The sequence below is a fragment of the Sphingopyxis sp. Root1497 genome (genome assembly GCF_001427085.1).
Taxonomy (GTDB): Bacteria; Pseudomonadota; Alphaproteobacteria; order Sphingomonadales; family Sphingomonadaceae; genus Sphingopyxis.
In genome coordinates this window covers 367,487-390,938 of the sequence record NZ_LMGF01000004.1, presented here as the reverse complement: position 1 = coordinate 390,938, position 23,452 = coordinate 367,487, and the positions used below count along the sequence as shown (strand labels likewise).

Sequence of the window (23,452 nt, the reverse complement as noted above, 5' to 3'; positions counted from 1 at the left end):
CCGCCGACACCAGCCTTTGCCGCCGATGCGAAAGCGGTTGCGGCAGGTTCAGTCTTGAGCCCTTATCGCGCCGATGATGAGAATAGCGATCCGATGGGCGGCGGTTACGGTGATCGCGGCGACGAGTGTGGCCGGGGTCGGCGCGGCGACGAGCCGTTTCGAAACCGGCGTGCTTGCCGAACTCAACCGCTTTCGCGGTGATCCTTCGGGCTATGCGGCGGTGCTCCGCGCCTATCGCCCGCGTTTCGAGGGCAAGCTGCTCGTCGGCGAGGGCGGCAGCGAGATCGATATCATGACCAGCGAGGGTGTGGCGGCGGTCGACGAGGCGATCCGCGACCTGCGCCCCGCCAGGCCGCTCTCCCGTCTCCGGTACAGCCCGCTTCTCGCGCGTGCCGCCGCCGACCATGTCGCGATGCAGTCACGCTCGGGCGCAGTCGGCCACGAGACGAACGGGCGCGGTCCGGGTGAGCGCGTCAGGGCGCGCGGCGGCGGACCCTATGTCAACGAGGTGATTACCTATGGCCATCACGGTCCGGCCTCGGTCGTCCAGCAGTTGCTGATCGACGACGGCGTGCCCGACCGGGGCCATCGACTCAGCTTGCTGCGTGAGAGCCATCGCTATGCCGGGGTGGCGTGCGGCACGCACAAGGTTCATCGCACGATGTGCGTGATCCTGATGGCGCGCACCGCCGACGGCCTGCCGGTGGTGCAGCGGCCGGAGAAAGCCGAAAAATAGAGGGGCCAGCCTCTCGCCGAGAGGCTGGCCCCGTCGTTACCGGACGGCGCGGCTCAGTTGCCGACCGGCTGGTTGTCGGTCCGGCGCACGACGATCGTCGACGAGCGCGGCTGCTGGCCCGAAACCGGCCAGTTGCCCGTCGGATGCTGGATGTTGACGAAGAAGGTACGAAGGTCGGGCGTATAGGCGAGACCGGTGATCTCGCAGCCGACCGGGCCGACGAGGAAGCGTTTCGACTGCTTCGTCGCCTGGTCGAGGTAGAACATCGCGTTCTGTCCGACCGTGTCCTCGATGCTGACGCCCGATGCGCCCGAGGTGCCGGGGACGCTATGGTCGGTCTGCACCCACAGGCGGCCTTGGGGGTCGATGCGGATCCCGTCGGGGCTGGAGAAGGTGTCGCCGTTGATATTGCCCGTCAGGTTAGACCCGCCCGACGCCCAGGCCGGGTCGCCCGCCAGCAGGAAGATTTCCCAGCTGAACTTGGTCGCCAGCGGCGAATCGCCTTCCTCGCGGAACTTCAGGATATGGCCGTGGCGGTTGGTAACGCGCGGGTTGGCGGGGTCGGTGACGCGGCGGCTGCTGTTGTTGGTCAGCGTGACGAACACCGCCTTATTGTCGGGGGCGACCGTGATCCACTCCGGACGATCCATCACGGTGCCGCCGGCGACGCGCGCCGCCGATTGGCAGTTGATCAGCACATCGGCCTGGTTGTTGAAGTTGACGATCGTCGGCGCCGGCGGCGTCGTGCTCTGGCTAACATTGCCGGGGTCCGATGCGCCCGCGGTCAGGCCGTTCTGGCCTACGACCAGCGCGCGCCATTCACCCGTGCCGTCACCGTTGAAGCGCGCGACATAGAGCGTGCCGTAATCGAGCAGGTCGGTGTTCGCGGCGCGGTTGGTGGCGCTATAGGCCCGGTCGGGGATGAATTTGTATATGCACCCGGGGGTCGAATCGTCGCCCATATAGAAGGCTACGCGGCGATCAGTATTCGCCATGAAGGCGACGTTCTCGTGGCTGAAGCGGCCCATCGCGGTGCGCTTGGTCGGCGCCGCCAGTTCGCGCAGCGGATCGATCTCGACCACCCAGCCATAGTCGTTGGCGGGCTTGGTCGGGTCGAGATAATTGTCGGTGGTTTCCTCGCAGGTGAGGTACGTGTCCCACGGGGTGCGGCCGCTGGCGCAATTGTTGAGCATGCCCTTGATGCTGCCCGACAGCAGGCCCGCGGCGGGGCCACCGGCGCGATAGGCGCTGTTGCCGGTGTAACGGCGGTTATAGGTCGATCCCGCCTGCACCGACCATTTGCCGTCGCTGCCCTTCGAAATCTCGACGACGCCGATGCCGACCGCCGACAGGGCGATCGCCTTCTGGTCGGCGCTGGCGGTCGCCGGGTCGTAGTTGCCCGCCATCAGGATGTTGAAATCGGGATATTCGAAGTTCAGCGCCAGCAGGCCGCGGTTGTTCGCATCGACGCCCGGAAAGGCGAAATATTCCATGCCGTCATGGTTGCCGCCGGCCCATTTCTCGGCGACCGCGGGGCTGGCGGGGAAGCTGCCCGAATAGGGGGTTCCGGTCTCGACCGAATCGCCCGCCTTCAGCAGTACGTCGACGGTGTAGCCCGCCGGCACGGTGACCGTGTCGTTGCGGTTCGCGGCGACCGAGGTGAAATTCACCGCGAAGCTCGGCGGCGTCGGGGTCGGCGTGGGGGTCGGGGTGGGCGTCGGCGGCAACGTCACGACCGGATCGCCATCGGTGTTGCACGCCGCGAGCGCCGGCAGCACCGACAGGCCGAACAGGCCGTTGACGAGCAGCGAGCGGCGCGACGGGTTGGCGGCGACGATCGCTTCCAGGCTGTTCGGGCCGTCGAAATCGGCGGTCGCGCGGCGATACGGCGCGCGGGCTTCGTCGGTAAGATGTGACATGCAGTACCCCTGTTGTTCGGTTGAGCCCCGGAGCTGGATCGCTCCGATGAGGTGGCTCCCGATGGCAGGGGGAGGTGTCAGCGTTGTTGCTTGAACATGTCAGGCCGGCATGACTTGCATGACACCGATGTGACAACCGGCCCCGTCAGTCGTGCACCGCGCGGACCAGCGGGCCAAGCTGGCCGCCGCCCAGCCACGCTAGCTGGACCTCGACCGAGACCTTGTTGATCGCCTCCTGCGGCTTGCCGCCCGGATGCACCGCGCGGCGCAGCGGGCGGGTGCCGGCGGGCATCGCCATGATCTCGGCGATCGCGCGCGGCACGTCGGCGGGGTCGGCGCTGCGCCCGCTGCCGTCCTCGGTCCCCATGCCGCGTGTGAAGGGTTCGTAAGCTGCGAGCAGGTCAGCATCGCTGCGGCCCTTCAGCGCGCCGGTATAGATGTTGCGGTTGACCCATACCCTGGTCGGATAACCGCCGGGCTGGATGATCGTCACCTCGATGCCGTGCGGCACCAACTCATAGGCGAGCTGTTCGGACAAGGCTTCGACCGCGAATTTGGTCGCCGAATAATGGCCGCCGCCGGGCACGATGACGCGACCGAGCTGCGACGATATGTTGAAGATCTGCCCGCCCTTCGCCGCTCGCATCTGCGGCAACAACGCGCGCAGCATGCGCTGGATGCCCAGCACATTGGTTTCGAAGATGAGGCGCGTCGCCTCCATATCCTGCACCTCGACCGGCCCGGTGATGCCGATGCCGGCATTGTTGACCAGCGTATCGATGCGTCCGCCCGCGATCTTCAGCGCCGCGGCGGTGCCGCTGGCGACCGATGCATCGTCGGTGACGTCGATCTCGACGATATGAAGGTCGAGCTTGTCCTTCTCCGCCTCCGCGATCAGGCTGTCGGCTTCCGGTCGCGGGGTGTTGCGCATCGTCGCGATCACCTTCGCACCATGTTTCGCGTAGAGCAGCGCCCCGATCCGCCCGAACCCGCTCGACGCGCCGGTGATCAGCACGGTGCGGCCCTTCAGCGCATCGGGCGCCAGCGGTTCGGCGGCACGCAACAGGCCGGGCACGGCGGCGGTCAGCGCGGCGGCACCGGCGAGCAACTGGCGGCGATTGGGGGATGCGGAGTGGGGCATGAGGAGGCTCCTTTCGGGGCGCCATCATGCATCAAAGCGGTGCGCGCGCCAAATTGCTGTCAACGACGCTCGGGCAACTTCGTCAGCCAGTGCCGTAAGGCCTGCGGATTTTTGAGCCGGATCAGTTCGCCCGCGAATCCTTCGAGCGCCGCTTCGGTCCGGGGACGGGGGCCTAAGTTCCAGCGCAGGATATAGGCGAGGAATGCGAGGTCGAAACGCTCGGGACAGCCCTCGGTCATGTCGGGGCGCGATCGGCCGCGCCATGTCCAGATTCGTTTCAGTGCGCGCCAGAAGCAGAGCCCGATCGGAAAATCGAGATAGACCACGGTGTCGGCGCGCTTGAGCCGCTGCGCCATCGTGCCCCCGTAATTGCCGTCGATCAGCCAGCGCTCGCCGGCGGTGATCGCGGCGAGTTTTTCGATCAGTTCGTCCTTGTCGCCCTCGACCCAGCCCGGATGCCAGTGGAGCCGGTCGAGATGATGCACCGGCAGGCTCAGCCGCCGGGCGAGGTCGGTTGACAGCGTCGATTTCCCGGCGCCGCAGGGGCCGATGACCAGCACCCGCTCCACGGGGATTCAGTTCTGCAATCGCAGCGCGATATCGCTCACAAAGCGCGCGTCGTTGCCATCCGCCAGCCACGGTGCTTCGGCCGCGATCGCGCCGAGCAGGTCGACCAGCGGCTCCATCTCGCTCTTGTGATAATTGCCCAGCACATGGCCGGTGACGCGGTCCTTGTGTCCCGGATGGCCGATGCCGATGCGCACGCGGCGGAAATCGTCGCCGATATGCTGGATCATGCTGCGGATACCGTTGTGGCCCGCCGCGCCGCCGCCCTGCTTGATCTTGATCTTCATCGGCGCGAGGTCGAGTTCGTCGTAAAAGACGGTGACGTCCTGCGGCGTCAATTTATAGAAATCGAGCGCGGCGCGCACGCTGCGGCCGCTTTCGTTCATGAAGGTGCCGGGTTTCAGCAGCAGGATGCGGTGCCGTCCGATGCGGCCGTCCTGAATCCAGCCCTGGAATTTCTTGGCCGGGGCGGGAAAGCCATGGACGTCGGCGATGACGTCGGCGGCCATGAAGCCGACATTGTGGCGGTGCATCGCATATTGGGGCCCGGGATTGCCGAGGCCGACCCAGAGTTGCATGGCGCGTTCCTCAATAAATAGGGACAGTCCCTATTTATGGGCCATCCCCGCCGCCGCGCCGGAAGGGGCCGCCTCCAAGAGGGGAGGCGGCCCGATCAGATTCAGGCTTCTTCGGCGGTTTCGCCGTCATCCTTGGTCGTGTCGCCGCCGGTCGACTTGAGTGCCGACGGAGCAACGATCGTCGCAATGGTGAAATCGCGGTCGGTGATCGCGCTTTCGCTGCCCTTGGGCAGCTTGACGTGGCTGATGTGGATCGAATCGCCGACGTCGAAGCCGGTGACGTCGATCGAGATGTCGTCGGGGATGTTGGCCGCGTCGCACACCAGCTCCAGCTCGTGACGCACGATGTTCAGCACGCCGCCGCGCTTCAGGCCCGGCGAGGCTTCTTCATTGGCGAAGATGACCGGAACCGCGACATTGACCTTTGCATCCTTGCTGATGCGCAGGAAGTCGGCGTGGATCGGACGATCCTTGACCGGGTGGAAAGCGACGTCCTTCGGCAGGGTGCGAACCTGCTTGCCATCGACCTCGATCATCACGACCGAGTTCATGAAGTGACCCGTCATCAACTGCTTCATCAGCAGCTTTTCTTCGACGTGGATCATCAGGGGTTCTTCTTTGCCGCCATAGACAACGGCGGGGACGCGGCCATTACGACGCAGTTCACGCGAGGCTCCCTTGCCTCCGCGATCACGCGTCTCGGCCGACAGCACCAGCTGGTCGCTCATCATTTTTCTCCGAAACAGATTACACAGTTCCGCCACGCCTCCAGGGATGACCATGGTCGGAAGCGGCGGCGCTTAGCGCCCAACCGGCGGAAATGCAAGCGCTGCGGTGCTTATTGCACCCGCGTCACCCGAAAACCCTCGGCCTCCAGCAAGGCGGGCACGCTGTCGGAGCCGACAAGATGCCCGGCGCCGACCGCGACCAGCAGTGTTCCGGGTTTCGCCATCCGCTGCTTCGCCCACAGGCTCCAGCGCCGGTTGCGGTCGGTGATGATCGTGGCGCGCGCGGCGGGTACCGCGTCGACATCCTCGTTGATCATCGCTTCCAGCGCTTTCACGTCGCCGCGCGCCCAGGCGGCGGTCAGCGCCTCGACCGTCGGCACCGCGTCACCGGCTCCGGCAGCGGCTTTGGTGAGCAGGGTCCGCTGCGTAGCGGGATCGAGCGTTTCGAACATCATCAGCTGCGCGCGCGCGCTTTCCAATCCGCCGATCGGTTTCCCCGCGTCCTTGAATTGCACGGTCAGCCCGGTTTCGACGCCGTTCGACGGCAGCAAGGCGGCGTTCTGCGCGACGCGCTGGCCCATCATCACCATCACCGCCCAGTCGTCGAGTGCGTCGCCGCCGAACGGCTGGCCCGCCCCGCTCGCCTCGAGCGTGCGATAGGCGGCTAGTGCCGGGGCGGGCAGGCGCTTGTCCATCGCGAGCGGCGCCTCGCGCGGCGCGAGTCGCTGGAATTCGGCCCCCACCGCCGCGAGCTGGTCGGGCGACAGTTCGAGGATCAGTTCGTCTGCGGATGCGATCGCCTTGCCGACTTCGCCGCCGTCCCATTCGGTTCCCGCGGGCAGCGCGTGCATCGTGCCGAGCAGGAAGATGCGCGTGTCGTCATCCGCGACCAGCCACATCGCGGGTTTGGCCACCTCGGCTTCCGGCGCCGGGCTGCACGCTGCCAGCAGGCACGCGAACAGGGCGACCGCAAAGCGGCGACCCTGTTGGCGGAACAGACTATCCCGGCGGGTCAATATTTGACCCGCTTTGCCGACAGGCCGCGCTTCTTCAAATAATCCTGGACGCTGTTCTTCCCGGCAAGATGTCCTGCCCCGACCGCGACGAACACGGTTCCGGGCTGGGCCATACGTGCCTTGATCTGTTCGGCCCAGCGCGCGTTGCGGTCGTAGAGCAGGACCTTCGCCAGTTCAGGGGTTCCGGCCATGCTCTCGTTCATCAGCACGGCGAGCTTCTTGGGGTCGCCCTTGGCCCATAGCACGACCATCTTGTCGAGCATCGGGCCCAGCTTGTCGAGGTCACGGACGGTCGCGTTGAGGAAGGCGACTTGCTGCGTTTCGGGCAGCGCGTCGAAGAAGCCGAGCTGTTCCTCGAGCGTTTCGAAACCCGCGATCGGTTTGCCCGCAGCCTGCGCCGCAGCGGTGAGCTTCTTTTCGGCGCCCTGTTCGGGGTCATAGCCAAGCTTGGTCAGTGGCAGGACTGACAGCGTCATTGCAGGAAACCAGGGTTCGAAATTGTCGAAGGCATTGGCGGGCAGCCCGAGGCTTGTCATCGCCGCCTGATAGGCCTTGAGTTCCTCGGCGTTGAGGCGCGACGGGATGGTCTTGCCGGTCGTGTCCATCGCGAGCGGTTTCATCACCTTCGCCACCTCGCGCTGGTCCTCTGGCATCACCATTTCGAGGATCAGCTGGTCGGACTTTTCGAACGCGTCCTTCACCGCCTCGTCGAACCAGCCGAGGCCGGGCTTCAGCACATGGACCGACCCGAAGAGATAGATGGTGGTGTCATCGTCCTTGACCACCCACAGCGCGGGATCGGCATCCACCGTCGCGGCGGGAGAAGCGGGGGCGGGGGCGCTGACCGGGGCCGGTTCGGCGGCGCGGGCGACGCTGCCGCCCGGGATTATCGCGCATTGGGCGAAGGGAATGACCGCGCAGGTGGCGGCGAGCGTCTTGAACCATTTCTTCATGGGGAACGAACCTCTCATGGGGCCTTTTGGCCGTCGGACAGGAAAAAGGGGAGAGCGAAAAGCGTCAGCGGAACTTCAGCCACAGGTAAACGACCGCGTTGACGACCATCGACAGGAGGAAGAGCAGCATGGCGTCGGCGGGCGGTGCCAGCCCGGCGCGGTGCAGGACCCACCAGACCGGCGCGGGGAAGATGAAGGCGTACCAGCCCGCAAGCCCCGCCCACAGCCAGGCGCGCTCCTCATGATCGTCGATCGCGCGGTGATAGAGGATCATGCAGACCGCGAGGCCGAGCGTCCAGAACAGCGCGGCGCCGATCGCGAAGCTTTCGCTCAGCGAGCCGGTGCTCGCCATTTCGAGCGCGTTGCGCCCGGCCGGCTGGTCGGCGACGGTCCAGCCGCCGATAATGCCGCCGATCACGCCAGCGGCGCCGAGCGACAGCCAGTATTTCTTGCGCCGCGGCGACATCGGACGCCGGGTCTTGGTGGTCTTTCCGGTGTCAGTCATCGCCATTTCCTTCGGAACCATCGTCAAAAATTTCCTCGATCGGCAGGTCGAACAGCCGGGCGAGCTTGAAGGCGAGCGGCAGCGACGGGTCGTATTTTCCCGTTTCGATCGCATTCACCGCCTGCCGCGACACGTCGAGCCGGTCGGCCAGTTCGGCCTGGCTCCAGTTGCGCATCGCGCGCAGCACTTTGAGTTTGTTGTTCATAGGAGCCTCGCCAGCCTGTTCCTCGATCCGGTCGCGCCGCCATGAAGGACGGCAGGGTCCCGGCCAAGGACAATTTGCGAATTGCGGGCAATGGAGCGCGCGAGCGTTTCGGGCCAAGAGACTGGAGCGCCGGCGCCGTGGCGGGCGCTCCAGCTCAGGTCGCCGACCGACACCGGGGAGCATCGGTCGAAACGAAACCGCGAAACACCGGCCGCCGTCATCAGCGTGCGGCGCGAACCATCAGCAGCGCGAGCTGCGTGCCGCCTTCGGCGCGGGCGATGGCGCGGTCGGCCTGCGGCTTGGCGCTGGCCAAGACGTCAGCAATGCATTGCGACTGGCGGGTCATTTCGGCGACGCCGCGCGCGCCGTTGTTGCAAAGGCTGCGTGCCGCGCTCTTCACGCGCGTTTCGAGGCGCTGCTGGCCCTGCGCGGTGGAAAGGTCGAGGTCGGCGATGCGGACTTCGGCGGTGGGCTGCTCGGCGGCGAGCGCGGGGGCGCCGGCGACGGTGAGCGAGAGGGCGAGGATCAGGGTGCGGGTCATCATGTCTATATCTCCTTGGCTTGCTAGGTTTTGGTCATGGCCACCTGTCTTTGTGTCAGGTGTTGTTGACTATATGTCGCGATTCGCTGACTATGTCAACAACACCTGACAAAAAGTTTTGTGAGCCTGACAAGGGGCGCTGTTTCGCGAGGGTTCGAAGGGCGCGGAGCCTTGACCCTCGCGCCCCGCTGCGCCAAGGGCGGCGGCAATTGTTGCACCTGCGAAAGATGGCGAAAAATGGCCGACGCGGCGGAAAAGGCCCCCCTCAGCTTTCAGGACATGATCCTGACGCTGCATAATTATTGGGCGGCGCGCGGCTGCGCGATCCTGCAGCCCTATGATATGCGCGTGGGGGCGGGGACCTTTCACCCCGCGACGACGCTGCGCAGCCTTGGTCCAGAGCCGTGGAACGTCGCCTATGTCCAGCCGAGCCGCCGCCCGACTGACGGCCGCTATGGCGAGAACCCCAACCGGCTCCAGCATTATTATCAGTATCAGGTGATCCTGAAGCCGTCGCCCGCCGACCTGCAGGATCAATATCTGGGCAGCCTCGCCGCGATCGGCATCGACCCGCTGCTCCACGACATCCGCTTCGTCGAGGATGATTGGGAATCGCCGACGCTCGGCGCCTGGGGGCTGGGCTGGGAAGTCTGGTGCGACGGGATGGAAGTCACCCAGTTCACCTATTTCCAGCAGATGGGCGGCTTCGACTGCAAACCCGTCGCGGGCGAGCTCACCTACGGGCTCGAACGCCTCGCCATGTATATCCAGAATGTCGACAATGTGTACGACCTGCGCTTTTCCGACGCGGTCGGCGACGTCGCGGTGGTCAGCTATGGCGACGTCTTCCTCGAGAACGAACGGCAGTTCTCGAAATGGAATTTCGAGGTCGCCGATACCGACACGCTCTTCGCGGGATTCAAGGCCGCCGAGGAAGAGTGCAAACGCGCGATCGCGGCGAATGTCCCGCTCGCGGCCTATGACCAGGCGATCGAGGCGAGCCACCTCTTCAACCTCTTGCAGGCGCGCGGCGTGATCAGCGTGCAGGAACGCGCCAATTACATGGCGCGCGTCCGCGACCTCGCCAAGGGCAGCTGCAAGGCGTGGATCGACAGCCAGTCCGAAAACTGGACCGCAAAATATCCGGGGTGGACGCTGTGACCGACTTTCTTCTCGAACTGCGCAGCGAGGAAATCCCGGCGCGGATGCAGGCCGGCGCGCGCGCCGAACTCGAAAAACTGTTCCGCGCGCAGCTCTCCGCCGCGGGCCTTGAAACGGGCGACCTTACCGTCTGGTCGACGCCGCGCCGCTTGGCGCTGATCGCAAAGGGCCTTCCCGACGCGACCGCCGCCGTCAGCGAGGAACTCAAGGGTCCGCGCAGCAGCGCGCCGCCGCAGGCGCTCGAAGGCTTTCTGCGCAAGACCGGCCTGACGCAGGACCAGCTCGAAGACCGCGACGGCGTGTATTTCGCTGTGATCGACAAGCCCGGCCGCGCGACCGCCGACGTGCTCGCCGATGCGATCCCCGCCATCGTCCGTGCCTTCGCCTGGCCTAAATCGATGCGCTGGGGCAAGGCGAGTGCGAGCAGCGAAAGCCTGCGCTGGGTGCGCCCGCTGTCGGGCATCGTCGCGATCTTCGGCGAAGAGCTGATTCCGTGTGAAGTTAGCGGGATTTCTGCGGGTTTCGCTACGCGCGGGCATCGCTTCCACTGCCTCGGCGAGATCACGATCGGCTCGGCGGCGGACTATGCCGAAAAGCTGCGCGCCTGCCATGTCATCGTCGACCATGAAGAGCGCCAGGCGATCGTCCGCACCGGTGCGGCGAAGGCTGCTGCCGACGCCGGGCTGACGCTGGTCGAGGACGAGGGGCTGGTGATCGAGAATGCCGGGCTCACCGAATGGCCGGTGCCGCTGCTCGGCCGCTTCGACGAAGCGTATCTCGAAGTGCCGCCCGAGGTCATCCAGCTCACCGCGCGCGTGAACCAGAAATATTTCGTCGTGAACGACGCGGGCGGAAAGCTTGCCAACGGCTTCGTCTGCACCGCAAACATCGACGCGGTCGACGGCGGGGCGGAGATCGTCGCGGGGAACCGCAAGGTGCTCGCGGCGCGTTTGTCGGATGCGCGCTTCTTCTGGGATCAGGACCGCAAGACGAGCCTTGCAGACCACGCCAAGAAGCTGGACCGCATCACCTTCCACGAAAAGCTGGGGACCGTCGCCGACAAGGTCGAGCGCGTCGCAAAGCTCGCCGAATGGCTGGCGAGCGAAGGCATCGTCCCGAACTGCGATCCCGCGCTCGCGCGACAGGCGGCCGAACTGGCAAAGGCCGACCTCGTCACCGAAATGGTCGGCGAATTCCCGGAACTGCAGGGCCTGATGGGCGGCTATTACGCCCGCGCCGAAGGCCTGCCCGATGCCGTCGCCAACGCGATCCGCGACCATTATAAGCCGGTCGGGCAGGGCGATGATGTCCCGACGGCGCCGGTGACGGTGGCTGTGGCGCTGGCGGACAAGCTGGATACTCTGTTCGGGTTCTTTCGTGAGGATATGTTCCCGACCGGGTCGAAAGACCCGTTCGCTCTTAGGCGTGCGGGCATTTCTTCACTGCGTCTGATTTTGCAAAACGGATTGAAGCTGTCGACTGACGCCGCAGCGACGCAATGGCTTGGCCAAAGTGATCCGGTTGCTCCATTGAACGAAAAGCAAATTGCTGATCGCAAAATCCTGACAACGATTCCGGACTTTTTGACGGAGCGTCTGGCGGTTCAATTGCGCGAAACTGGTGTACCGGCAGATGTGGTGCAGGCTTCGCGTGAATGGAATAGTCGAGACGACACGCGGCTTGATCGGACGGAAGCACGTGCCCGGGACTTGCAAGCATTCTTGGCGACCGAGGACGGCACGAACCTGCTCGCGGGCTACAAGCGCGCGGCGAATATCCTGAAGCAGGCGGGCGAGGTGAGCGGCACCGCCGCCGCGACGCCGCCGACCGAGGCCGACGCCGCGCTGCTCGCCGCGCTCGACACCGCCGAGCCCGCCGCCTCCGCCGCGGTGGCCGACGAACGCTTCACCGACGCGATGGCCGCGCTCGCATCACTCCGCGCGCCGATCGATGCCTTTTTCGACGGCGTGATGGTCAACGACCCCGACGAAGCGGTCCGCGCCTATCGCCTCGGCCTGCTGTCGCGCTTTACCGGCGCGGTGCATGGCGTTGCCGATTTCTCGAAGATCGAGGGTTAGGGCCGGCATAGGAAATCCCGTTCGTGTCGAGCGAAGTCGAGACACCGTGAAGGCACGAACGACCGATGGGCATCTCGACTTCGCTCGATGCGAACGGATTTGAGAAGCCTTGAGAATGACAAAGCAAAACTGATTCGACCAACCGGGACTGCATAACTATCCAGCCGCAACCTCCTCCCCGGGGCAGCAGGAGCATATGATGACGAAGATGGTGCATTTGTTCGGCGGCGCGGCCACCACGGCCGAGCGCTCGAAGGAATTGCTGGGCGGCAAGGGGTCTAACCTCGCCGAAATGGCCTCGATCGGCCTGCCGGTCCCGCCGGGCTTTACGATCACCACCGACGTCTGCACCGCCTATTACGCCAATGGCGAACAATTTCCGGCCGGGCTGGTCGAGGATGTCGCCGCGGGCATCGCGCATATCGAGGGCATCACCGGCAAGCGCTTCGGCGATCCCGCCGATCCGCTGCTCGTCTCGGTCCGTTCGGGCGCGCGCGTTTCAATGCCCGGCATGATGGACACCGTCCTCAACCTCGGCCTCAACGACCGCACCGTCGTCGGCCTGTCCGAGGCCTCGGGCGACCCGCGCTTCGCGTGGGACAGCTATCGCCGCTTCGTCCAGATGTACGCCGACGTCGTCATGGGTCTCGACCATGCCGAGTTCGAGGAGGCGCTGGAAATTGCGAAGGAAGACAAAGGCTTCTACCTCGACACCGAAATGTCGGCCGAAGATTGGCAGGCGCTGGTCAAGGAATATCAGGCGATCGTCGAACGCGAGACCGGCGCGCCGTTCCCGCAAGAACCGAACGACCAGCTGTGGGGCGCGGTTGGCGCGGTCTTCGCGAGCTGGGAAAGCGACCGCGCAAAAGTCTATCGCCGCCTGAACTCGATCCCCGCCGAATGGGGCACCGCGGTCAATGTGCAGGCGATGGTGTTCGGCAATATGGGTGACACCTCGGCAACGGGTGTGGCGTTCACGCGCGACCCCGCGACCGGCGAGCGCGCCTGGTACGGCGAATGGCTGATCAACGCGCAGGGCGAGGACGTCGTTGCGGGCATCCGCACGCCGCAATATCTGACCCTCGCCGCACGCGAGCGGGCGGGCGCCAAGCCGCTGTCGATGGAAGAGGCGATGCCCGAGACCTTCGGCGAGCTAGGCCGCGTCTTCGACACGCTCGAAACCCATTACCGCGACATGCAGGACATCGAGTTCACCGTCGAACGCGGGACGCTTTGGATGCTCCAGACGCGCAGCGGCAAGCGCACCGCCAAGGCGGCGCTCAAGATCGCGGTCGACATGGCGGCCGAGGGGCTGATTTCTGAGGAAGAAGCCGTCGGTCGCGTCGATCCGGGCGCGCTCGACCAGCTCTTGCACCCGACGCTCGACCCGAAGGCCGTGCGCGACGTGCTGACCAAGGGGCTGCCCGCCAGCCCCGGCGCGGCCTCGGGCAAGATCATGTTCGACGCCGACAGCGCGGAGAAGGCGGCGGGCATGGGTGAGGCGGTGATCCTCGTCCGCGTCGAAACCAGCCCCGAGGACATCCACGGCATGCACGCCGCCAAGGGCATCCTGACCGCGCGCGGCGGGATGACCAGCCACGCGGCGGTCGTCGCGCGCGGTATGGGCCGCCCCTGCGTCTCTGGCGCGGGCGGGCTGTCGATCGACGGCAACGCGCGTGTGCTGCGCGTCGGCGGGCGCGAGCTGCGCGAGGGGGATATCCTGACCCTCGACGGCTCGACCGGCGAGGTGATGGCGGGCGAGGTTCCGACCCTGCTCCCCGAACTGGTCGGCGATTTCGGCACCCTGATGGTGTGGGCCGACAAGGTCCGCCGCATGAAGGTTCGCGCCAACGCCGAAACGCCCCAGGATGCGCAGGTCGCGCGCGATTTCGGCGCCGAGGGCATCGGGCTTTGCCGCACCGAGCATATGTTCTTCGACGCCGCGCGGATCACCGCGGTGCGCGAGATGATCCTTGCCGAGAACGAGGCGGGTCGCCGCACCGCACTCGCGAAACTGCTCCCCGAACAGCGCGCCGACTTCGCCGGGATTTTCCAGGTCATGGCGGGCCTGCCGGTGACCATCCGCCTGCTCGACCCGCCGCTGCACGAATTCTTGCCGACGCGCGAGGAGGATTTCGCCGATGTCGCCGCGGCGGCAGGCGTGGGCATCGAGGCGCTCAAGGCGCGCGCGAACGAGCTCCATGAATTCAACCCGATGCTCGGCCATCGCGGCTGCCGCCTCGGCGTCACTTATCCAGAAATCTACGAGATGCAGGCGCGCGCGATCTTCGAGGCGGCGTGCGACGTCGCCGCCGAAACCGGTGCGGCGCCGATTCCCGAGGTGATGATCCCGCTGGTCGCGACGCGCCGCGAATTCGACCTGATGAAGGCGGTCGTCGACGCGCAGGCCAAGGCAGTGTTCGCCGAAAAGGGGCGCGAGATCGCCTATCTGGTCGGCACGATGATCGAACTGCCGCGCGCCGCACTGATGGCGGGTGAGATCGCCGAGACGGCGGAGTTCTTCAGCTTCGGCACCAACGACCTGACGCAGACGACGATCGGTATCAGCCGCGACGATGCGGGCCGCTTCCTGACCCAATATGTCGACAAGGGCATCTTCCTGACCGACCCGTTCGTCAGCCTCGACGTCGAGGGCGTGGGGCAGCTCATCGAATTGGCGGCGGAGCGCGGACGCAAGACTCGCCCGGACGTCAAGCTGGGCATTTGCGGCGAGCATGGCGGCGACGCGCCGAGCATCCATTTCTGCGAAGCGACCGGCCTCGACTATGTCAGCGCCTCGCCCTACCGTGTGCCCATTGCCCGTCTGGCGGCCGCGCAGGCGGCGCTCAAAAAGGGCAGATAGCCGGGGAGGGCGCGCATGAAGAGCTGGCACCGCTATGCGATCACTTTGGTGGGCGGATTGGCGGTGGGGTTTGGCGGCGCCTGGGCGCTCACTAATGGCGGGCTAGGCGACGGCGGGATCCGCAACGGCCCGTGGTCGACCTCGCTCGGTTACGGAACCAAGGCGACCGACCCGCTGACGCGCGCGATGGTCGCGCGCTCGGGGCTGCTCGCGCTGCCCGCGAAGGAAACCGTCTACTGGATGGCGAAGACCGACGCGGCGGGCGCGCCGCTCGACGGCAATTGCCGCTACAGCCTGTCGGGCACGCCGCTCGACGCGCGCTGGTGGAGCGTCACCGTCTATGATGCCGAGGGCTATCTGGTCGACAATCCGGGCCGGGTCTGGTCGGTCAACGGCGCCAATGTCGCGCTCGATGCCAAGGGCGAATGGAGCGTCAGCATTTCGCCCGACAAGCCGCAGGACGCCGCCTGGCTGCCCGGTATCAAGGGGCAACCCTTCCAGCTGACCCTGCGCATGTACAACCCCGGCCCCGCCTTTCGCGCCGACCCCGTCAAGGCGATGCTTCCGCGCATCGTGAAGGAGGGCTGCTGAAATGCGGAACTGGCTCGGACCCCTCCTTTTCGGCCTGCTCGTCGCGGCGGCGACGGCATGGGCCGCGATTCTCTACATCCCCTATGGCCTGATGAATGTCGCGATGGACCGGCTGGGGCAGGGCGGGGTGAACACCATGTCCTACGGCAATCTCGCGACGCCCGAACGCCAACCGGTCGTGCGGCCCAGTCCCGACCTTGCCTATTCGAGCTGTCCCTATGATCTGTCGGGCGGACCGGTGGCGATCGACGTCACTCCGGTGGCGGGCCGCTACAGTTCGCTCAGCCTGTTCGACGCGGCGACCGACGTCATCTTTGTCCGCAACGATCTGGAAGCCGGCGGCAAGCCCTATCGAATCATTGTCGCGCGCGAAGGGCAGGCGGTGCCTGTGGGCGCGGAGACCGTGCGCACCGCCCATGACCGGGGCATCGCACTGATCCGCCTGCTGCTCAGGGAGCCGGGCGAAATCGCCGGTCTCGACGCGGCGCGCCACCAGTCGTCCTGCTCCGTGGTCACAAAGCTGAAATAGGGGGTTGCGCCCCCGCACGCTCCCCCTTAAAGGCGCGTCTCCACGCACCCGTAGCTCAGCTGGATAGAGCATCAGACTACGAATCTGAGGGTCGGACGTTCGAATCGTTCCGGGTGCGCCATTTCCTTCATCGCAGATATGAAAGCGGCTTGGTGCCCCTTCGGCAGCTTGGCCGCGAGGCCCGATGCAAGTGGATGAATACCCCGGGCAGTACGTCCGAAACGTCTCGCGGTTGCTGATCACGGGGCCTGTATACCCCCCAGGCAGACGTCCGTGGTCGCTCCCGTGATCGTTCCCTATCATAGCGCGATTCGCGGCCGACGGACAGCGTTGTCGTCTCTCCGTTCGTCGCGCTTTTTAACTATTTTTTGCGGTCACGATCCACGCTGCGCCGTTGATAAGTACCGATGATTCGCCGGGTTGCCGGGCGAAGGTTGCGCGCACCGCATCGGCGGCTTTTGCCCGGATATCATCGGGTTGATCGGCGAGTGCGCGGGACAGCGGTCCGACCGCCGACGCTAGCAGCACGGCATCGTCGATCGCCGCCGCGCGCGTCGCGCCATGGCCATAGGGAATGACCGTATCGAACGGGGCGATTGCGATGTCCGCAAACCCCGCGGCCGCGAGGATGTCCTCGATTCGCGCGCGGTCGGCGAAGGCGAATGGGCCGGGGGCCAATGGATCGGTCACAGGCGGCGTAACCAGATCGCGGATCGCCGTCATCGGCAGGCGCACCCAGTCGTTCTCCGCCGGTGTGCGCCAGCAGGCGAAAGCCAACCGCCCACCGGGTTTCAGGGCGCCCCGCATGTGGGCGAAGGCCGCGACCGGATCGTCGAAGAACATCACCCCGAAACGCGAAAACAGCAGGTCGGCCGCCGCCGGTTCCCACGCCGCGGTGGCGGCATCGGCGAGCCGGAATGCGACCGGCGCATCGGCCGGGGCATCGGCGCTGGCGCGGGCGATCAACTGCGGAGAAATATCGACGCCGAGTACATGGCCTTCGGATCCCGTCCGCGCCGCCAGGGCAAAGCTCGTCGCGCCCGCGCCGCATCCGATGTCGAGGATATGATCGCCGGGTTCGACATCGGCGGCGGCGATTGCGGCATCGCCGAACGCCGCGAGCATCAGGTCGAGTCGCTGTTGGTGGAGGACCCAGTTGTCGCCGCTTGCGCCGGTCCATTCATGCGTACGGGATGGTGCGGCGCTGCTCATGATGATGCTCCTTATTGCGATCTATTCGCAAGTATCGGATATCCGTTGCCGGGACAAGTCCTGCGCATAGCTATGCCCTGTTGCCAGCCGCCGGGTCATGCGACAGTCTTGCGGCCAGATTATCGCGGGATGCCGTCAGGGAGAGATATGAGCGAGTCCATCGTCACGGTCGATATCGGCGGCACCCACGCGCGCTTCGCGATCGCCGAGATTGCGGATGGCCGTGTCCTGTCGCTCGGTGAGGCCACGACCTTGCATACCAAGGATCATGCCAGCTTCCAGACCGCGTGGGAGGATTTCGGCCGCCAGCAGGGCGGAGTCCTGCCGCGCGGCATCGCGATCGCGATCGCCGGGCCGACGCGCGGCGAGGTGATCCGCTTCACCAACAACCCGTGGATCATCCGGCCGGCGCTGATCGGCGAAAAGCTCAACGTCGACCGCTATGTGCTGGTCAATGATTTCGAGGCGGTCGGCCATGCCGTGGCGCAGGCCGATAGCGGCTATTTCGAGACGCTCTGCGGCCCCGAAACGCCGCTTCCCGAAACCGGCACGATCAGCGTCATCGGACCCGGCACGGGTCTCGGCGTCGCGCACATCTGGCGCGACGGTGCCGATTATCGTGTCCAGGCGACCGAGGGGGGCCATATCGACTTCGCGCCGCTCGACAGCATCGAGGACGCGATCCTCGCGCGGCTGCGCAAACGCCATCGCCGGGTGTCGATCGAGCGCATCGTCTCGGGTCCCGGCATCGTCGATATCTACGAAACGCTCGCGGCGATCGAGGGGCGCGCGGTGACTCCGCTCGACGACCGGACGATCTGGACCAACGGCACCAGCGGCACCGACAGCCTCGCCGCCGCGGCGATCGACCGTTTCTGCCTGTCGCTGGGCAGCGTGTCGGGCGACCTCGCGCTGGCGCAGGGGGCGAGCGGCGTGGTGATCGCGGGTGGCCTCGGCCTCCGGATCAAGGACAGCCTGATCAAATCGGGCTTCCCCGAGCGCTTTGTCGAAAAGGGACGGTTCGAGGGTTTTATGGCGGCGCTGCCGGTCAAGCTGATCACCCATCCACAGCCCGGCCTGTTCGGTGCCGCGGCCGCCTTTGCACGCCAGCATCTCTGACGCGGCGCAACATCCCCTTTCGCATGGCGCTCCGGCTCGATAGAGCGGGGGAAACCGCAACGGGGATCAAGCTCATATGCCTTCAGGACTTTTCGCGCTGCTCGACGATGTGGCGACCATCGCCAAGGTGGCGGCGGCGAGCATCGACGACATCGGCGCGGCGGCCTCGAAAGCGGGGGTGAAGGCTGCCGGGGTGGTGATCGACGACACTGCGGTAACCCCGCGCTATCTGACCGGTTTCACGCCCAACCGCGAACTGCCGATCATCTGGCGGATCGCCAAGGGCTCGTTCAAGAATAAGCTGATCTTCATCCTGCCGGTGCTGCTGTTGCTGTCGGCGCTCGCGCAATGGGCGATCACCCCGATCCTGATGGTCGGCGGCGCCTATCTCTGCTTCGAGGGCGCAGAGAAGGTCTGGCACAGCCTGACCGCCAAGGATCATCCGCTCGAGGAAGATGTCGCGCTGGTCGCCGACAAGAATCATGAGGAAGAAATGGTGTCGGGCGCGATCCGCACCGATTTCATCCTGTCGGGCGAAATCATGGTGATCGCGCTCAATGAAGTTCTGTCGGAACCGCTCGGCATGCGCGCCGCGACGCTCGCGGTCGTCGCGATCGTCATCACGATCGCGGTGTACGGCGTCGTGGGGCTGATCGTGAAGATGGACGATATCGGGCTGCATATGAGCAAGGGCGGCACCGGCGTCGGCCGCGCGATTGGGCGCGGACTGGTCACGGCGATGCCGAAACTGCTCGCGGCTCTGGCGACGATCGGCACCGCGGCGATGCTGTGGGTTGGCGGCCAGATCGTGCTGCACGGGCTGCACGACCTGCATCTGGCCAACCTGTCCGAACCGCTCGAACATTTTGCGGAGGCTGTCGGCGGCGGCTTGCCGGTCGCGGGCCTGTGGGAATGGTTGATCAACGCCGGCGGGGCGGGCATCTTCGGCCTGTTGCTTGGCGGGATCATCGTCGGTGCGCTCCATCTGCTGCCGGGCCGCAAGAAGGCGGCGGCGCATTAGGTTGTAACAATCGCGCCGAAAGTCGTCATTGCGAGGAGCATAGCGACGCGGCAATCTCCAGCTATCGACCTGGAGCACGGACGATAGCTGGAGATTGCTTCGCTTCGCTCGCAATGACGATGCCCTTTCTGCCAAGGAGGCGACAATGCACCGCGAAAACGATCCCCTCGCAGCCTTCTGGATGCCCTTCACCGCGAACAAGGCGTATAAGGCGACCCCGCGCCAGCTCGTCTCGGCAAGCGGTATGTTCTACCGCAGCGCCGACGGCCGCGATATCCTCGACGGCACCGCGGGGCTATGGTGCTGCAACGCCGGCCATTGCCGGCCCGAGATCGCCGAGGCGATCGCGCAGACCGCAAGGACGCTCGATTTCGCGCCGACCTTTCAGCTCGGCCACCCGCTCGTCTTCGAACTCGCCAGCCGCGTCGCGGCGCTGATGCCCGACGGTCTCGACCGCATATTCTTCACCAATAGCGGCAGCGAATCGGTTGATACGGCGCTGAAAATTGCGCTCGCGGTGCAGCGTGCGCGCGGGCAGGGGAGCCGGACGCGGCTGATCGGGCGCGAGCGCGGCTATCATGGCACCGGCTTTGGCGGGATCAGCGTCGGCGGCATCGGCAACAACCGTCGCGCCTTCGGCCCCGGCCTGCCCGGCGCCGACCATATCCGCCACACCCACGGCGTTCCCGGCAACGCCTTCGCGCATGGTTTCCCGCCGCAGGGCGCCGAACTCGCCGACGACCTGCAACGCCTCGTCGACCTCCACGGCGCCGAGACGATCGCGGCGGTGATCGTCGAGCCGATGGCGGGCTCGACCGGGGTCCTGATCCCGCCAGTCGGCTATCTGCAGCGCCTCCGCGAAATCTGCGACCGCCACGGCATATTGCTGATCTTCGACGAGGTGATCACCGCCTTCGGCCGCGTCGGCGCCCCCACCGCGGCCGAGGCGTGGGGCGTCACCCCCGACATCCTGACCATGGCCAAGGGGCTGACCAACGCCGCGGTCCCGATGGGCGCGGTCGCGGTGAAGCGCGACCTTCACGACGCCGTGATCGACAGCGTCCCGGGCGGGATCGAGCTGTTCCACGGTTACACCTATTCGGGCCATCCGCTCGCCAGCGCGGCGGGGCTGGCGACGCTTGACCTCTACGCCCGCGACGGCCTGTTCGACCGCGCCGCCGACCTCGCCGCTTATTGGGACGACGCCGCGCACAGCCTTCAGGGGCGGCGGCATGTCATCGACATCCGCACCATCGGTCTCGTCGCCGGCATCGAACTCGAACCCCGCCCCGGCGCGCCGACCGCGCGGGCGACCGAGCTGTTCCATGCCTGCTTCGACAACGGCCTGCTCGTCCGCGCCACCGGTGACATCATCGCGCTCTCGCCGCCGCTGATCGTCGAGAAAGTGCAGATCGACCAGATGTTCGCCAAACTCGGTGACGTGCTAGCGGTGATAGATTGAAGGGCGAACGTCCCGAAACGGCACAACGGCTCGTCGCCTCCTTCTACAAAATCAGACCGAAAATTGCTAGGGGCGCCGCCTCTCCTCCTCCTGAAAATCTGGAATCTTCACCCGTGTTCATCGCTTTCCGTTCGCTCGCCCCGCTCGCCCTGGTCGCGGCGCTCCCCCTTGCTCCCGCCGTCGCGCAGTCGACGACGGCGGTTACAGGCCTCGATGCGCTGCGCGAGTGGAACCTGGTGGTGCTGGGCGACCTGCAATCCTCGTCCGAAGTCGAGGGCCGGACCTTCGTCGGCGGCAATCTGACCGGAAACTCGTCCAACTACAGCATCCGTCCGCTCGGCACTTCACCCACCGGACAGCCGGGACTGACCGTTGTGGGCGACGTCAACGGCGGGCACAAGAATCTAAACAATGGCGGCGGCGCGATCGTCGGCGGCAACGTCAACAGTGGCTTCAACCTCAACGGCGCTGCGCAGACGGTGAAGGTGGGTGGCACGATCAGCAATACCAATGTCAACCAGAACACGGTGGTGTCCAACCTCGGCACCAGCAACCCGTCGTTCGTGTCTGGTTTGCAAAATCAGAAAAGCCAGCTCGGCAGCAGCCTGACCAGCCTGTCCTATGACATGGGCACGCTGACCGCGAACAGCCAACTGGTCATCCAAGGCAATCGCGGCACGTTCAATGCCCAGCCGGATGCGAACGGCACGGCGATATTCAACATCAGTTCGGCCGATCTCGACCGGATCGGCGAGATCCAGTTCAACCTGAACGGGGCAAACACAGCGATCGTCAACGTCAGCGGCCGTTCGGTCAGCCTCAACGACAATTTCCTCGGCGGCACGAACAACCTTGGCGAGCATTTGATCTGGAATTTTCATCAGGCGGAGGACCTGAACCTGACCACCGCCTGGGGCGGTTCGGTGCTGGCGCCGCTTGCCGACGCGCAGACCGCAAATTACATTCAGGGTTCGGCGGTGTTCCGCAATCTCAACCAGAATGGCGAGATGCATACCGGCACCTACAACGGCGGCAATATCGGCTCGCCGGGCGGTGGATCGGGTTCGTCGGGCGGAAGTTCGTCGGGTGGCGGTTCGAGTTCGGGCGGCGCGACGCCGGTGCCCGAACCGGGGATGTTCGGTCTCTTCGGTCTCGGCGTCGGCGGCCTCCTCTATTGGCGTCGCCGGAACGCGAAAAAGGCAGGTCGCGAAGGCTAAGCTCCGCTCGCCAACGGAAAGGCCACCGACACCCGCGTTCCCTTGCCGACGTCGCTTTCGATATCGAGCTGTCCCTGATGGCGCTCGCTGATATGCTTGACGATCGCCAGCCCAAGCCCCGTTCCGCCGACCGAGCGGCTACGCGCCTCGTCGACGCGATAGAAACGTTCAGTCAGGCGGGGGAGGTGGTCGGCGGCGATGCCGTCGCCTTCGTCGCGCACCGACAGCCGCGCGCGCTGGCCTTCGCGGATCAGTTCGACCGTCACCGGGGTGTCGGCGCGGCCATATTTCATCGCGTTCGAGATGATGTTGTGCGCCAGTTGGCCAAGTTGCGCCTCGTCGCCGAGCATCGGCAGCGGCATATCGTCGAAGACCGCGACGATATCGCGGGCGCGCGGCCTTTCGCTGTCTCGCAGCTGGGCGATCGTCGTGCGCACAATCGAGGTCAGATCGACCGGGGTGGTGGGGCGCCGGAACCGGTCGGCCTCGACCCGCGAGATCGACAAAAGGTCGATGACGAGTTGCTGCATCCGCCGCGCCTCGCGCTCGATGATCGACAGGAAGCGGTGGCGGGTCGCGGTGTCGGCGTCGCCGTTCATGTCCTGTAGCGTCTCGACATAGCCGAGGATCGCGGCGAGCGGCGTGCGCAGTTCGTGGCTTGCGTTGGCGACGAAGTCCGACCGCATCCGGTCGGCGGCGTCGATCGCGGCGCGGTCGGCTAGGAAGATGATCTTCTGCCCCCCCGACAGCGCCGCGATGCGCATCGTCCAGCGCTGGCCCGGCCGCGGGAAATCGACGAGGTTGATCGGTTCCGGCGTCGCGGGCCCTTCGATCCCCGACAGCCATTCGGTCGCTGCGGGGTGGCGGATCGCGGTGCGCACGTCGGCGCCGACGATATGGCGGCCGAGTAAACGGATAGCGGCGTCGTTGGCGAGGGTGACGATATTGTCATCGCAGCCGAGCAGGGGTTCCTTTTCCTGGTCGGCCCACAGCGCGAAATCGGGATGGCGGAGCAGCGACGCCGGCGGCGGGGCGGGGGACGGCGCCGTGTCGGCGCGGCTCTCGGCCATCACGGGGCTGGGCAGCGCCGAATAGACGAGCGCGGCGGCGGCGACGCCCGCAGCGGCCAGTATCGCGATCGCCAATGCGTCGCCGCCGGCCAGCGCGGCAAGGATGACCGCGATGGCGACCAGGGTCAGCGCCACGACGAGGCTGGAGAGGCGGTCGAACATCGGCGCTCGGCCTCGCACGAAGCGGGGGCGCGGCGCAAGCGGCTTTGCAGCCATTAACGCCTTGTCGCCAAATGTCCC

General features: G+C 66.0%; 22 protein-coding genes and 1 tRNA gene. 11 read left to right on the top strand and 12 right to left on the bottom strand.

All coding sequences use genetic code 11. From position 1 onward, the window contains the following. Positions 1-73: 73 nt before the first annotated feature. Positions 74-736 (top strand): CAP domain-containing protein, encoded by a 663-nt coding sequence (locus ASD67_RS13425; RefSeq protein WP_082545047.1) that lies wholly within the window; start codon positions 74-76, stop codon positions 734-736. 53 nt (positions 737-789) lie between these two features. Here the strand turns inward: ASD67_RS13425 and ASD67_RS13420 are convergent, their stop codons facing one another. The 10 genes from ASD67_RS13420 to ASD67_RS13375 all read right to left on the bottom strand — a co-directional run bounded on the left by ASD67_RS13420 (position 790) and on the right by ASD67_RS13375 (position 8,892). Continuing rightward, positions 790-2,655, bottom strand: a complete 1,866-nt coding sequence (locus tag ASD67_RS13420) for a PhoX family protein (RefSeq protein ID WP_056347983.1) — start codon at positions 2,653-2,655, stop codon at positions 790-792. Positions 2,656-2,800: 145 nt separating this feature from the next. Further along, complete coding sequence (locus ASD67_RS13415; protein ID WP_056347982.1) at positions 2,801-3,796, bottom strand: SDR family oxidoreductase; 996 nt, start codon at positions 3,794-3,796, stop codon at positions 2,801-2,803. Between the two features lie 59 nt (positions 3,797-3,855). After that, complete coding sequence (locus ASD67_RS13410) at positions 3,856-4,365, bottom strand: topology modulation protein (RefSeq protein WP_056347980.1); 510 nt, start codon at positions 4,363-4,365, stop codon at positions 3,856-3,858. Positions 4,366-4,371: 6 nt separating this feature from the next. Continuing rightward, complete coding sequence (gene pth, locus ASD67_RS13405; RefSeq protein WP_056347978.1) at positions 4,372-4,941, bottom strand: aminoacyl-tRNA hydrolase; 570 nt, start codon at positions 4,939-4,941, stop codon at positions 4,372-4,374. 101 nt (positions 4,942-5,042) lie between these two features. Beyond that, entirely contained in the window at positions 5,043-5,669 is a 627-nt protein-coding gene (locus ASD67_RS13400; protein ID WP_200938028.1) for a 50S ribosomal protein L25/general stress protein Ctc, read from the bottom strand. 110 nt (positions 5,670-5,779) lie between these two features. Beyond that, positions 5,780-6,685, bottom strand: a complete 906-nt coding sequence (locus tag ASD67_RS13395) for a TraB/GumN family protein (RefSeq protein WP_235535677.1) — start codon at positions 6,683-6,685, stop codon at positions 5,780-5,782. Beyond that, the gene (locus ASD67_RS13390; protein WP_056347975.1) at positions 6,682-7,638 is read right to left on the bottom strand and encodes a TraB/GumN family protein; all 957 of its coding nucleotides are present in this window, start codon (positions 7,636-7,638) and stop codon (positions 6,682-6,684) included. The genes ASD67_RS13395 and ASD67_RS13390 overlap by 4 nt, the downstream gene beginning before the upstream one ends. 64 nt (positions 7,639-7,702) lie before the next feature. Next, on the bottom strand, positions 7,703-8,143 hold the full coding sequence (locus ASD67_RS13385) for a hypothetical protein (protein WP_156377710.1): 441 nt from the start codon (positions 8,141-8,143) through the stop codon (positions 7,703-7,705). Continuing rightward, positions 8,136-8,348, bottom strand: coding sequence for a helix-turn-helix transcriptional regulator (locus tag ASD67_RS13380; RefSeq protein WP_056347971.1), 213 nt, complete (start codon positions 8,346-8,348; stop codon positions 8,136-8,138). The genes ASD67_RS13385 and ASD67_RS13380 overlap by 8 nt, the downstream gene beginning before the upstream one ends. 220 nt (positions 8,349-8,568) lie before the next feature. After that, positions 8,569-8,892 (bottom strand): UrcA family protein, encoded by a 324-nt coding sequence (locus tag ASD67_RS13375; RefSeq protein ID WP_056347969.1) that lies wholly within the window; start codon positions 8,890-8,892, stop codon positions 8,569-8,571. Between the two features lie 234 nt (positions 8,893-9,126). On the opposite strand from ASD67_RS13375, the gene ASD67_RS13370 reads away from it, so the two are divergent. The 6 genes from ASD67_RS13370 (at position 9,127) to ASD67_RS13345 (ending at position 16,232) form a co-directional block, all read left to right on the top strand. Continuing rightward, positions 9,127-10,050 carry a glycine--tRNA ligase subunit alpha gene (locus ASD67_RS13370; RefSeq protein WP_056347967.1) on the top strand — a complete coding sequence of 308 codons (924 nt, stop codon included), beginning with the start codon at positions 9,127-9,129 and terminating at the stop codon, positions 10,048-10,050. Further along, on the top strand, positions 10,047-12,128 hold the full coding sequence (glyS, locus tag ASD67_RS13365) for a glycine--tRNA ligase subunit beta (protein WP_056348536.1): 2,082 nt from the start codon (positions 10,047-10,049) through the stop codon (positions 12,126-12,128). The genes ASD67_RS13370 and glyS overlap by 4 nt, the downstream gene beginning before the upstream one ends. A 199-nt stretch (positions 12,129-12,327) precedes the next feature. Further along, positions 12,328-14,991 (top strand): pyruvate, phosphate dikinase, encoded by a 2,664-nt coding sequence (ppdK, locus tag ASD67_RS13360; protein ID WP_056348534.1) that lies wholly within the window; start codon positions 12,328-12,330, stop codon positions 14,989-14,991. A 15-nt stretch (positions 14,992-15,006) separates the two neighbouring features. Continuing rightward, on the top strand, positions 15,007-15,582 hold the full coding sequence (locus ASD67_RS13355; protein WP_056347965.1) for a DUF1214 domain-containing protein: 576 nt from the start codon (positions 15,007-15,009) through the stop codon (positions 15,580-15,582). 1 nt (position 15,583) lies between these two features. Next, positions 15,584-16,111, top strand: a complete 528-nt coding sequence (locus ASD67_RS13350; RefSeq protein WP_056347964.1) for a DUF1254 domain-containing protein — start codon at positions 15,584-15,586, stop codon at positions 16,109-16,111. Positions 16,112-16,155: 44 nt separating this feature from the next. Continuing rightward, positions 16,156-16,232, top strand: a tRNA-Arg gene (locus tag ASD67_RS13345). A gap of 236 nt (positions 16,233-16,468) precedes the next feature. On the opposite strand, the gene ASD67_RS13340 is transcribed toward ASD67_RS13345, so the two are convergent. Then, on the bottom strand, positions 16,469-17,323 hold the full coding sequence (locus ASD67_RS13340) for a class I SAM-dependent methyltransferase (protein WP_056347962.1): 855 nt from the start codon (positions 17,321-17,323) through the stop codon (positions 16,469-16,471). Positions 17,324-17,470: 147 nt separating this feature from the next. Here ASD67_RS13340 and ASD67_RS13335 point away from each other — a divergent pair, with 147 nt between their 5' ends. The 4 genes from ASD67_RS13335 (at position 17,471) to ASD67_RS13320 (ending at position 22,142) form a co-directional block, all read left to right on the top strand. After that, positions 17,471-18,442: a glucokinase gene (locus ASD67_RS13335; RefSeq protein ID WP_056347959.1), complete on the top strand. Its 972-nt coding sequence runs from the start codon at positions 17,471-17,473 to the stop codon at positions 18,440-18,442. 76 nt (positions 18,443-18,518) lie between these two features. Continuing rightward, positions 18,519-19,463, top strand: a complete 945-nt coding sequence (locus ASD67_RS13330; protein ID WP_056347957.1) for a DUF808 domain-containing protein — start codon at positions 18,519-18,521, stop codon at positions 19,461-19,463. A 145-nt stretch (positions 19,464-19,608) separates the two neighbouring features. Continuing rightward, positions 19,609-20,925, top strand: a complete 1,317-nt coding sequence (locus ASD67_RS13325) for an aspartate aminotransferase family protein (RefSeq protein WP_056347955.1) — start codon at positions 19,609-19,611, stop codon at positions 20,923-20,925. A gap of 113 nt (positions 20,926-21,038) precedes the next feature. Beyond that, positions 21,039-22,142, top strand: coding sequence for a choice-of-anchor A family protein (locus ASD67_RS13320; protein WP_056347953.1), 1,104 nt, complete (start codon positions 21,039-21,041; stop codon positions 22,140-22,142). Here ASD67_RS13320 and ASD67_RS13315 read toward each other — a convergent pair. After that, positions 22,139-23,374, bottom strand: coding sequence for an ATP-binding protein (locus ASD67_RS13315; RefSeq protein WP_056347951.1), 1,236 nt, complete (start codon positions 23,372-23,374; stop codon positions 22,139-22,141). The genes ASD67_RS13320 and ASD67_RS13315 overlap by 4 nt on opposite strands. Between the last annotated feature and the right edge of the window lie 78 nt (positions 23,375-23,452).